The sequence below is a fragment of the Clostridium drakei genome, assembly GCF_000633595.2.
In the GTDB taxonomy this organism is placed as follows: domain Bacteria; phylum Bacillota; class Clostridia; order Clostridiales; family Clostridiaceae; genus Clostridium_AM; species Clostridium_AM drakei.
Genome location: NZ_JIBU02000082.1, coordinates 1 through 11067, shown reverse-complemented (window position 1 = coordinate 11067; position 11067 = coordinate 1). Strand labels below are relative to the sequence as shown.

General features: G+C 26.8%; 12 protein-coding genes and 1 pseudogene. 10 read left to right on the top strand and 3 right to left on the bottom strand.

Features of this window, described 5'->3' with window-relative positions; all coding sequences use genetic code 11:
• Positions 1-123: 123 nt before the first annotated feature.
• Positions 124-1626 carry a stage V sporulation protein B gene (gene spoVB, locus EG57_RS0224490; RefSeq protein ID WP_032079697.1) on the bottom strand — a complete coding sequence of 501 codons (1503 nt, stop codon included), beginning with the start codon at positions 1624-1626 and terminating at the stop codon, positions 124-126.
• Positions 1627-1750: 124 nt separating this feature from the next.
• Here spoVB and EG57_RS0224485 point away from each other — a divergent pair, with 124 nt between their 5' ends.
• From EG57_RS0224485 to def, 6 genes are all read left to right on the top strand, one after another.
• Positions 1751-2311 (top strand): ferritin-like domain-containing protein, encoded by a 561-nt coding sequence (locus EG57_RS0224485; RefSeq protein ID WP_032079696.1) that lies wholly within the window; start codon positions 1751-1753, stop codon positions 2309-2311.
• Between the two features lie 117 nt (positions 2312-2428).
• Positions 2429-3739 carry a PQQ-dependent sugar dehydrogenase family protein gene (locus tag EG57_RS0224480; RefSeq protein WP_242859926.1) on the top strand — a complete coding sequence of 437 codons (1311 nt, stop codon included), beginning with the start codon at positions 2429-2431 and terminating at the stop codon, positions 3737-3739.
• 32 nt (positions 3740-3771) lie between these two features.
• Positions 3772-4488, top strand: a complete 717-nt coding sequence (locus tag EG57_RS0224475) for a zinc dependent phospholipase C family protein (protein ID WP_032079694.1) — start codon at positions 3772-3774, stop codon at positions 4486-4488.
• Between the two features lie 52 nt (positions 4489-4540).
• Complete coding sequence (locus EG57_RS0224470; RefSeq protein WP_032079693.1) at positions 4541-5125, top strand: hypothetical protein; 585 nt, start codon at positions 4541-4543, stop codon at positions 5123-5125.
• The gene (locus EG57_RS0224465) at positions 5100-6809 is read left to right on the top strand and encodes a B12-binding domain-containing radical SAM protein (protein ID WP_200880609.1); all 1710 of its coding nucleotides are present in this window, start codon (positions 5100-5102) and stop codon (positions 6807-6809) included. The genes EG57_RS0224470 and EG57_RS0224465 overlap by 26 nt, the downstream gene beginning before the upstream one ends.
• A 163-nt stretch (positions 6810-6972) precedes the next feature.
• The gene (gene def, locus EG57_RS0224460) at positions 6973-7443 is read left to right on the top strand and encodes a peptide deformylase (RefSeq protein WP_032079691.1); all 471 of its coding nucleotides are present in this window, start codon (positions 6973-6975) and stop codon (positions 7441-7443) included.
• A 50-nt stretch (positions 7444-7493) separates the two neighbouring features.
• On the opposite strand, the gene EG57_RS0224455 is transcribed toward def, so the two are convergent.
• On the bottom strand, positions 7494-7793 hold the full coding sequence (locus tag EG57_RS0224455; protein ID WP_032079690.1) for a hypothetical protein: 300 nt from the start codon (positions 7791-7793) through the stop codon (positions 7494-7496).
• A gap of 313 nt (positions 7794-8106) precedes the next feature.
• Here EG57_RS0224455 and EG57_RS0224450 point away from each other — a divergent pair, with 313 nt between their 5' ends.
• The gene (locus EG57_RS0224450; RefSeq protein ID WP_032079689.1) at positions 8107-8607 is read left to right on the top strand and encodes a hypothetical protein; all 501 of its coding nucleotides are present in this window, start codon (positions 8107-8109) and stop codon (positions 8605-8607) included.
• A 100-nt stretch (positions 8608-8707) separates the two neighbouring features.
• Here EG57_RS0224450 and EG57_RS0224445 read toward each other — a convergent pair whose 3' ends face one another.
• Entirely contained in the window at positions 8708-9178 is a 471-nt protein-coding gene (locus EG57_RS0224445) for a MarR family winged helix-turn-helix transcriptional regulator (RefSeq protein ID WP_032079688.1), read from the bottom strand.
• 380 nt (positions 9179-9558) lie between these two features.
• On the opposite strand from EG57_RS0224445, the gene EG57_RS0224440 reads away from it, so the two are divergent.
• The 3 genes and pseudogenes from EG57_RS0224440 to EG57_RS0224430 all read left to right on the top strand — a co-directional run.
• Complete coding sequence (locus tag EG57_RS0224440; RefSeq protein WP_032079687.1) at positions 9559-10221, top strand: nucleotide-binding protein; 663 nt, start codon at positions 9559-9561, stop codon at positions 10219-10221.
• A 113-nt stretch (positions 10222-10334) separates the two neighbouring features.
• Entirely contained in the window at positions 10335-10544 is a 210-nt protein-coding gene (locus EG57_RS0224435) for a 4Fe-4S dicluster domain-containing protein (RefSeq protein ID WP_032079686.1), read from the top strand.
• 16 nt (positions 10545-10560) lie between these two features.
• Positions 10561-11067, top strand: a pseudogene (locus EG57_RS0224430) (3-methyl-2-oxobutanoate dehydrogenase subunit beta); the annotation flags it as partial.

The following is an 11067-nucleotide window of genomic DNA, read 5'->3' as shown; positions in this document are numbered from 1 at the left end:
AAACGATTATAATAAAGATGTCAATTGAAATATTTTCTAAAAATTAAACACTAGTGATATTAAATATAATATATATTTTATACTAAAAATTTAAATTCTCCAATATGTCAATAAAGGTAATTACTAAAAAACTTTTTTAAGGATAAAAATTGCAAAAATTAAACATAGAAAAAATGAAGATAGTATAACAGTGAAAACTTTAAATGTAAACATAAAAGAAGGTATCAAATTATAAAGTATAGATGGTATTAAATACAAAAAAATACCTAAAAGAATGTATATCAAGAGGTCATTTAAATTTAAGTTTATGTTAAAAGTTTTTCTTATTTCATATAAATTTAGTATTAAAGTTGAAAGAGAAGTTAATATTAGACTTATACCACATCCATATATGTTTATCCAGGATATACCTGTAAGAACATATAGAAGAACTATTTCTTCTAAGGATACAATTAATGAATTTCTAAGTATAATATTTTGTTTACCTAACCCATTTAATATTGCAAGAGTTGTTACAGCAGTGTAAGTAATTGGTGCACAAAGGCAGGCAAATCGTATATAGTATCCTAAGTCTGTTCTGAAAAAAAATAATTTTCCTAATTCATTAGGAATAGTCATACAAATAGCCATAGTAGTAATTCCAAGAAGAAAAGCAATTTTTATAACTTGAGTTATTCTGGTTTCTATAGACCAGTAATCTTTTTTACTTAGTTTTTCAGATAGATCAGGTACAAGTACTGTGGAAATAGAATTTACGATTGCAATAGGAAAAAATATTATGCTTAAAGCCATAGACTTAAATTTACCTATCATAGATAAAGCTAGAGAGTATTCTATTCCTGAATTAACAAGTCTTCTTGGTATTATTAAAGCTGATATTGCAGATAATCCTGTAGTCAAAAATCCATTTATACATAAAGGAAAAGATATAATAATTATGTTAAATAGAAGTTGAAGCTTATCCTCTTTAGTGTTAAAAGTAATTCCAAGTTGTAATTTTTTTTTCTTATAAAAAATATAAAGTAAAATTAGACTTATACCTTCACCTAGTGTCAAAGTTACAAAAGCGGCTGTAACAGTAGTTGAAATTTCTTTAAGGAATAATGTAGTTACTATGCTAAGAAATATAATTATTCTTGCAAATTTTTCAAATATGTCTATAATAGCAGGTATTTTGATATCTGAAACACCATAAAAATAGCCTTTAAGTATTGAAGAAAGTGCTATAAAAAGCATTGCAGGACAAAAAGCTTGTATACAATGTATAGTTCTAGAATCTTCTATTATATTATTACCTATGTATGAAGCAGATATAAATATACAGCAAATAACCACAATTGACCAAATAGAATCAAACAGCATAGATATGTCTACAGATCTGTTTAAATTTCTAAAATCATTTTTACTATAATAAATTGCAGCAACCTTTGATATAGCTGTTACCATACCACCACATATAAGGCATATAAATAAGTCGTATATAGGCATTACTAGACCATAAAGTCCCATACCTTCAGGCCCCATTTTTCTGGAAAGTATTATGGAAAATGCAAAACCAAAAATACCAGTAATTAAGTTAGATAATATTAATGTGAGTGAATTTTTTAAAAATCTATCTCTTACCAAAATAAAACCTCATTTACATCAAATTATTAGTATTTATATATATGCTTTTAATTTAAAAAGTATAATAAGTGATAAATTTTATGCTATACTAAAATTGAAAATTATTTAGAAAGGGATGTTATTTATGGTTAAAATGACTTGTGTTATTTGTGGTGTAGAAATAAATGAAAAAAATTATAATTTTAATAAAGAAGCATTTATAAATTCAAATAGTAATGGAAAAATTATGTATTGTCCATTTTGTGGGGCACCAATGGAATATTTAATAGAAAATGGAGAAGAAATAAAATATGATAGGAATAAATTAGATGAGAATGCTTTGAAAATAATAGATCATGCAGTTAAATTAGAAGTTTTTAATGGAGACTTTTATAAAAAGGCTTCGGATATGGCGAAGGATGAAAATCTAAAAAGTATGTTTAAAGCGTTATCAAGTATAGAATATATGCATGCTAGAATTCATAAGAAAATAGCTGGTATTACAGAAATACCGGTACTTAGGAATATGGATTATTCAAAGTACGATACTGATGAAGCTTTACTTGATGCAGCTTGCCAAAGAGAAAAACATGCTGTAGAGTATTATAAAAAATATGGGAAAGAAATTCATGAAGAAAACATTGTAAAGATATTTAATGTACTTTCTAAAGTTGAAGAAGAACATATAGTACTTACAAGTGAATAGTTAAGAATTAATTATGATTTTTATTTAAACTTTTAATAAATAGCTTAGAAATATACATATACAGTAAATTTTTAAAATATATATATCTTAAAGAAATCTTGTATGAGGGGATGTAAGGTGAAAAAGTTTTTTGAAATTTTACTGTTGTTTTTTTGTATGATTTTTATAATTATTATAATAAAAAAGCATTATTATAATGATTATAGCGTTAAAAATTTAAATATGAATGTTAAGGAGTTAAGATATAACGTAAAATATAAAGGTTTAAAATCATCAGTGGATTTTACCATGGACAATAACGGAAATTATTACATAGCATACAAGGATAAGATACAAATTATAAAAGGCAATGGTAAAAGCTACTACTTGTTTAAAAATAGCAATTTAAATATTTATAGTATAGAATATTTTAATAATAAATTATACTTTTCATCAGATACTAAAATATATTGTTATGATATTAAAAATAACAAAACTTCAGAAATAGTTAAAGATATACCCAACTATGGAGATTATAAGAATAGTATTATAAAAATAAGAGGCAACTATCTTTATATATCAGTAGGATCAGCTACAAATTCAGGTGTAGTTGGTGAAGATAACAAATGGATTAAAGAAAATCCATACAGCCATGATATATCTCCAAAAGACATAACATTGAAAGGTATAAATTTTGGAAAATTTAAAACTGGAGCATATCAAAGCTGTAAAACTAAAAGTATAAATGGTCAAATAATTCCGGAACATTTTCCTGGAAACTCTAGTATATTAATATATAATCTAAATACTGGAAATATGGAAACCATGGCTTGGGGAATAAGAAATGTAACAGGAATGGATTTCACAAGTGAGGGTAAATTAATAGCAGCAATAGGTGGAATGGAAGATAGAGGAGTAAGACCAGTTAAAGGGGATACAGATTATATATATGAAATAAGAAAAAATACTTGGTATGGATGGCCTGATTACAGTGGAGGAGATCCTGTTACATCTCCTAAATTTAAAGGGAAGGCAAATTCCATGCTTCAATTTATATTAGAAAATCATCCAACTACAAATCCTCCAGCACCACTTTATCAGCATAAGAGTTTAAGTAGCATAAAATCATTAGTTGTAGATAATAATGGAGTTTTAAGTATTAAAAATGCTATGTATTTTTATGATATAACCAATAAGATATTGTATAAATTTAATGGTTCAGGAGCTGTTGAGGAAGAAGCTAAATTTAATAAGGGTGATGTTTCCAGCTTGAAATTTTATAAAAAAAGTTTATTGATACTTGACGGAGAAGAAGGATATTTATATAGTATAGAAAAAGGAAATATTAATAATGTCTTAAAAATAAATAAAAGTATTTATTTTTACTTGTTAGGATTGGTTATTGTACTTATAATAATTTTATTAAAAGTTGAAAAAAAACTAATTTAAATTTTAAAAACAAAAGGGAGATAGAATTATAAATGAAAAACAAATTTGAAAGTACGTATGGTAACGCATTAAAAGGTATAATGCATGCAGTTAATCCTCTTAAAAAAAAATTTTTGAAAACTTATTGTACTGTTCATAAATTTATAATAATACAGGCAATTGAAATATTAAAAAATGATGGATATGAAGAAGAAGCTAATTTTTTTAAAAAACACATAGCTAGCCTTAATAATGGAGTAACATGGGCGGATCAAGATTTTAAAAGTTCAAACCATTTTTATCATGTAACTAGAGGTAAAGGATTATATGGATTTTCAGATGCTTTAACAGAATGTAAAAGGTATTACAATAGATCAATAGGATTTATTGATGCTGGTGATGTATCTAAAGCATTATTCTATTTTGGAGCTGCTTGCCACCTAGTACAAGATACTACGGTACCACAACACGTAAATAATAAACTTTTAAAAAGCCATAGAAAGTTTGAACTATGGATTATAAGTAGGCTTATGACTGATTATTCTTTTATAGCTAAAGATGGTACTGTAGTATATGAAGAAATAGAAGATTATATAGTTAATAATGCTATTATGGCAAATAGCACTTATATCAAGAATTTGGCAATACATTCTAGGGATGAAAAATATTCTAGGATAGCTACTACAATATTAAAAGAGGCACAAAGAACTACAGCAGGCTTTATGGTTAAATATCACAATGATATAAATAAATATAAAATTCTTCCTTAATTTGGAGGAATTTTTTTTCTTTTGCAGAAACTATATAAAAGGTGGTGATTGCATGAAAAAAGAGATTTTTTTGAATATGGAAAACCAAATTTTTAAAGGAAATGTGCTTGACATAGGTTTTGAAAATGATGGAATCATATATAATGTATGTAAAGAAGGAAGTGAAGACATAAATGTTGATTATATAACTGGAAAGGAAGAAGAGATAAATGTAAAGAATAATTTTTATGATATCTGTATTTTATTCTTTTCTTTTAGCAGTATATGGTTTAAAATGAACAAGAAAAGTTTTATAAAAAATATATATAATTATTTAAATAAAGATGGGATACTTTATATATGGGATATAGATAAAGGATATAAAAAAATATTTTTTGGTAATATAAATGTAACAATACCAGGAAATAAAATTAAACAAATAAAAATTAATGATTTAAATATATTTAAAGATAATTCTAAGGATAATACAGTCAGTGTTTTAGAGGATTATTTTGATATAATTGAAGGTAATGTTTTAAATGGTATTTATTATATTAAAGCCAAGAAGAAATGCAAAGTAAAAATTAATGCTTACAAAGAAGAAAGCTTGCAGGAAGGAAATGAAAGAAAAGATGAAAGTAGTATTAACAGCGCTTAATTCAAAATTTATTCACAGTAATTTAGCTATAAGATATTTAAAAGCATACACTAAAGATTTAAATTATGAATGTATAACTAGGGAATTTACTATAAATGATAGAAGGGAAAAGGTTTTAGAGCAACTTATAAAGGAAGAAGCAGATGTAATAGTTTTTTCATGTTATATATGGAATATAGAATTTATACAAGGATTAGCAAAACTTATTAATCTTGTTGACTCAAATATAAAGATGGTTTATGGTGGACCAGAAGTATCCTATGACAGTATAAGTTTTTTAAAAGAAAATGTTGGAGAATATGTAATTGTAGGTGAAGGTGAGGAAACTTATAGAGAATTTATAAATTGGCAATTGGAATGTGAAAAATTAGATAAAAATGGATTTGATGACAGAATTTTAGAAAAGCCTAAATCTATTAAGGGATTGAGCTTTAAAATTGGAGAAAAAGTTTATTTTAATGGTGATAGAGATCTTATGGATTTAAACAAGGTTATTTTTCCATATAATGAGCAAGATAATTTACAAAATAAAATAGTATATTATGAAGCTTCCAGAGGATGCCCATTTAATTGTAAATATTGTTTATCATCAACAACTCATGGAGTTAGATTTTTTGAAACAAATAGGGTAAAAAAAGAATTGAAATTTTTAGTAGATAAAGGAGCTAAACTTATAAAATTTGTTGATAGAACTTTTAATTGCAATGTAAACTTTGCTATGGATATATGGAAATTTTTAATAGAATTAGATACAGAAGTTACTTTCCATTTCGAAATTTCAGCAGATATTTTAACAGAAGAAGAAATAAAGCTTTTGTCTAATGCTCCAAAAGGTAGAATTCAATTTGAAGTTGGAGTACAAACTACAAATAATGAAATTTTAAAGAATATAAATAGAAATGTTAATTTTGAAGATATAAAAGAAAAAGTAGAAGAACTAGAAAGTATAAAAAATATAAAGCAGCATTTGGATCTTATAGCAGGGCTTCCAGGAGAAAATATTAAGTCCTTTAAAAAATCTTTTAATGATGTATATTCTATAAGACCTGAGGAAATACAGTTGGGATTTTTAAAACTTTTAAAGGGATCACCTATGAGAGAAGAAGCTACAAAATGGGGAATGGTATATTCACCTTATGCCCCTTATGAAATTCTTAAAACAAAAGATATAAGTTATGATGAGATAATTATATTAAAAAGAATAGAAGAGGTACTAGATAAGTATTATAATTCTAGGAAATTTGATAATATATTAAATTATTTTTTACCAAAGTTTAAGACTTCTTTTGATTTTTACAGAAGTTTAGGAGAGTTCTTTTATGATAAGGGATATTTAAACAGAAATATATCTTCTGCAGAATACTATAGAGTTTTTATAGAATTTAATCAAGAAAGCCTTAAAGAAAATAGTAATAAATTAAAAGAGATAATAAAATATGATTATTTGAAATTTAATAAGAAAAAGTGGATCCCAGAATTTTTAGTAAGAGAAAGAAACAAGGAAGAAGAAAGAAAAATAAAAGAAAAAATTGTAGATAAAAAGATAAAATTATCTAAAAACTATCATATGGAAAAGTTTTTTGTGGATATAGATAAATATATCAATGAAAATTTATTGGAAGAAAAACAGTGTTACATTCTATTTGATGAAAGTGATGAAAATAGAATACAGATAAATATGTAATATTTAAAATGCTTCTATTAATTTGGAAATTATTTAACTGGTAGAAATAGAATATTTAAGAACTCCAGTGGATATATACGGGAGTTCTTATTTGGTGTGGTAAATATTTGAATTAAAGAGAAATGGTTTTTTATAAAGAAAATATTTAAAGAGGGGTAAGATTATGGCAGTAAAAAAAATATTGCAATTTGGAGATAACATATTAAAAAGATCAAGTAGAAGAGTAGAAAAAGTAGATGAAGAACTATTAAAACTTGTGAAAGATTTAAAAGATAGTCTATATGATGGTACAGGAATTGGACTGGCTGCTCCTCAAATAGGGGTATTAAAAAAAGTAATATTTATAGATCTTAGAAATGAGACAAAGCCTATACTACTTATAAATCCTAAAATCATTAAGAAAATTGGAAAAGAAGATAGTGTTGAGGGGTGTTTAAGTTATCCTGGGTATGAGGGAATAGTTGTAAGGCCTAAAAAGGTTATAGTAGTAGGAAAATCATTAAGTTGGGAAGATGTAGAATACACAGCAGAAGGACTTTTAGCTAAAGCATTTTGTCATGAAATAGATCATCTTAGTGGAATTTTATATACTGACAGAGCAAAGAAAGTATATAAAATTGAAGAGGAAGAATAAAAAACTGTTGAATCTTTTAGAATACTAAAATTAAAAGATTCAACAGTTTTTTAAATATATTTAATAGATATTCCTTTGCTACTGAATATATTGCCAAATAAAGGAAGTTTGATTTTATGGTAAATTAGAATGTTATCCTCTAATATTAGTCCCTTTTCTATAAAAACTTTTACACTATCATATTCATGAACGTTGTAATTATTAGTTCCTTTGAAGTCCTTTAAAAATTCAACAGTAATACTTTTAACGTCCATATCACAGCACCCACCAGATGCAGAAACAGTTTTTACAACGAAACATCCTTTATTTTTTTTTGCATATTTAAGAGCTTTTTCATCAATATTTAGCATAAAATCATCTCCTAATTTTAAATGTGTTTCACTACTAAGTTTAAAGTTTTAATATTTATATATAAAATAAGGTGTAAATTATATATTTGTAAAATAAAACACCATTTATGTATTTAAGTTCCATGTAAATTTATACCTATACAGCATGTTATATTATTTTAATATATAACAACTTTATTGTCAACATCAATGGATATAAATCTTAACAATTAAGAGAGATTTGCAAATCATATATAATTAGACTGTTTACATGTACAAATATATATTGTATACTTATGTATATACAACAGTTAATTCGGAGGTGTAAAGTAAAATGAAAAATATAAAGAAACTTACTTATGCAGGTCTTTTAACTGCACTTGCTATTGTAATTCCATTAACTTTTGGATTCTTAAAAATTCAAGCGGGACCTTTTAGTGCTACTTTAGCAGCGCATGTACCATTGTTTATAGCTATGCTTTTAGGACCATTTGCAGCAATTATGGTGGGAGTTGGATCTGCCTTAGGATTTTTGATATCAGCACCAGCAGTTGTGGCTGCAAGAGCTTTTATGCATACTTTTGTGGGATTAGCAGGTGCACTGCTTATAAAAAAAGGAGTAGCCTTCAGTAAAGTAGTTGTCATAACAGCACCTATACATGCAATTTTAGAAGCAATAGCTGTAATACCATTTGGATTTACTATGTACAAGGTACTTGTAGTAGTAGGGGTAGGATCATTCTTGCATCATATGGTGGATGGGATTATTGCATTTGCTTTAGTTAAAGCTTTAGCGAAAAATTTAAGATTAGATTTGAGAAAGTCAACAATTTAAGTGTAATTATAAAGATCCAATGTAAAATAAATGAAAATTATTTTACATTGGATCTTTTACTTTTAAGGAAAATTTATATGATTATTATAAATTTCATGAATTATTCAATGCCTTTTTTACTACACCACAAGTCATTTCCAGGCCTTGATGCAGCAAATCTTTCCATAACTTTTATCCATGAAATAAGACATTCTTCTCCAAGTTCATTAAAAATGTTTTTAAGTACTTTGCTTTGAACATAAGAAAGTTTTTTCTCTAGATCCTTACCTTCTTTTGTAAGACTTAGTTGTCTTACACGAAGGTCTTGCTTTGAAGGTACACTTGCAATAAAGCCTTTTTCAATAAGTTTTCTTAATGGGCTATTAAGTGCTTGTTTGCTTATTTCTAATAGCGTTAATAGTTCATTAATGCTTATTCCTGGAAAACGTGCAACGAAATAAAGTATGCGATGGTGCATACGTTGAATTCCGTATTTAACCAACATATGATCTGGTTCTTCAGTAAATGTTTTGTATGCAAAGTAAAATAAAGCTTTTATATCATCTAGTTTCTTTTCAGTTTCTATAGTCATATAAATCTTCCTTTCAGTATTCCTATTAATTATTTTCTTTTAATTTTATCATTTACTTAAGTATATTTCTAGAGTGATTTAGGAATCTTCAAAAAATAATAAGTCCACTTGATAATCTGTTTTGTGTTATATGGCATCGAAAGAACCCTTAGATAAGGTTGAGAAACCGTCTTTTTATGTGACCTAAAATATCCAGTATAATTGGATCAATTATTTTAGATACTTTAAATAAATTGGTCAACATTATTGACATATATTATTACAGTATGATATCATGATAATAGGTCAATCAAGTTGACGTATAAATGATAACGTTTTAATAAAAACTTATTTAAGTTTAACACTAAATTCTATAATGAATATTCACAGGAGGTGGTATTATGAGTAGGATTAGAATTTTTACAGGACATTTTGGAAGTGGAAAAACAGAAATATCAATAAATTATGCATTGAGCTTGGCTAAACAGGGTAAAAAAGTTGCAATTGTAGATATTGATATTGTAAATCTTTATTTTTGTACAAGAGACTTAAGAAAATATCTCGAAGGAAATGGGATTAGAGTAATATCATCAGATCCTAGTCTTTCTAATGCAGAATTAGCAGTAGTTCCAGCAGAAGTTTTATCTATATTTAATGACAAAAGTTATGAGGTAGTTATGGATATAGGTGGAGATGATCAAGGAGCTATTGTTCTTGGACAATACAATAAATACTTCAAAGAAGAACCTTATGATATGTATTTTGTAGTAAATAATAATAGAATTTTGACTTCTGATAGTAATGAAACAGAAGAATTTTTACATTCCATTGAAAAGGTTTCCAGATTGAAGGTAACTCATTTAATATCTAATACCAATATGTCCTATGAAACAAAGGTAGAAGATATATTAAAAGGAGATAAAGAAGTTACAAAATTAAGTGAAAAATTAAATATACCATATAAATATACCATATGTAGAAGTGATTTGGTAGAAGAAATAAAAAATAAAGTTAAAGGTGAAATATTTCCAATAGATATATACATGAAACCACCTTGGAGGTAAAAACTATAATAATTAGTTATCAATAAAATCTATATAAATATAAATTCAATTAATTTATAAAAAATATCTAAGAAAAGTTTTAAACTACTAAAATTTAAGGAGGGAACTTTCTTATGGCAAAGGTAACTTTTAGAGAAGAAAGATGCAAAGGTTGTGGACACTGTATAGAAGCATGTCCTAAGAAAATAATAAGCTTTGCAGATAGACTGAATGTGAAAGGATATCATCCAGCCACTGTTACAGAAGAAAAAATGAAGGAATGTGTTGCTTGCGCATCCTGTGGAAAAATATGTCCAGATTGCGTAATAACAGTTGAAAAGTAATAAGGAGGGATTCTTTGTGGGAGAAAAAGTATTAATAAAAGGTAATGAAGCTATTGGCGAAGCTGCCATAAGAGCTAATTGTCAAGCCTTCTTTGGTTATCCAATTACTCCTCAGACAGAAGTTGCAGCTTATATGTCAAGAAAAATGCCTAAAATAGGAAGAGTATTTATACAAGCTGAAAGTGAAATTGCTGCTATAAATATGGTTTATGGAGCAGCAGGTACTGGCGTTAGAGCAATGACATCATCAAGCTCACCTGGAATAAGCTTAAAGGCAGAAGGTATATCGTATATAGCAGGTGCAGAGCTGCCTTGCGTTATAGTAGATATAGTTAGAGGAGGTCCTGGACTTGGAAGTATCCAGCCAGCTCAGTCAGATTATTTTCAAGCAACAAAAGGATGTGGTCATGGAGACTATAAAATGCCAGTATTTGCACCAGCATCAATACAGGAAATGGTTGACTTAATTCAAGATGCTTTTGATACAGCAGATATGTACAGAACACCTTGTATGGTAATGGGA

What these genes read in the sequence shown, in the direction of transcription:
- EG57_RS0224485 (WP_032079696.1), top strand. Translation starts at nt 1,751, where the DNA reads ATGGTTAAAATGACTTGTGTTATTTGTGGTGTAGAAATAAATGAAAAA.
- EG57_RS0224475 (WP_032079694.1), top strand. Translation starts at nt 3,772, where the DNA reads ATGAAAAACAAATTTGAAAGTACGTATGGTAACGCATTAAAAGGTATA.
- EG57_RS0224470 (WP_032079693.1), top strand. Translation starts at nt 4,541, where the DNA reads ATGAAAAAAGAGATTTTTTTGAATATGGAAAACCAAATTTTTAAAGGA.
- EG57_RS0224465 (WP_200880609.1), top strand. Translation starts at nt 5,100, where the DNA reads ATGAAAGTAGTATTAACAGCGCTTAATTCAAAATTTATTCACAGTAAT.
- def (WP_032079691.1), top strand. Translation starts at nt 6,973, where the DNA reads ATGGCAGTAAAAAAAATATTGCAATTTGGAGATAACATATTAAAAAGA.
- EG57_RS0224455 (WP_032079690.1), bottom strand. Translation starts at nt 7,793, where the DNA reads ATGCTAAATATTGATGAAAAAGCTCTTAAATATGCAAAAAAAAATAAA.
- EG57_RS0224450 (WP_032079689.1), top strand. Translation starts at nt 8,107, where the DNA reads ATGAAAAATATAAAGAAACTTACTTATGCAGGTCTTTTAACTGCACTT.
- EG57_RS0224445 (WP_032079688.1), bottom strand. Translation starts at nt 9,178, where the DNA reads ATGACTATAGAAACTGAAAAGAAACTAGATGATATAAAAGCTTTATTT.
- EG57_RS0224440 (WP_032079687.1), top strand. Translation starts at nt 9,559, where the DNA reads ATGAGTAGGATTAGAATTTTTACAGGACATTTTGGAAGTGGAAAAACA.
- EG57_RS0224435 (WP_032079686.1), top strand. Translation starts at nt 10,335, where the DNA reads ATGGCAAAGGTAACTTTTAGAGAAGAAAGATGCAAAGGTTGTGGACAC.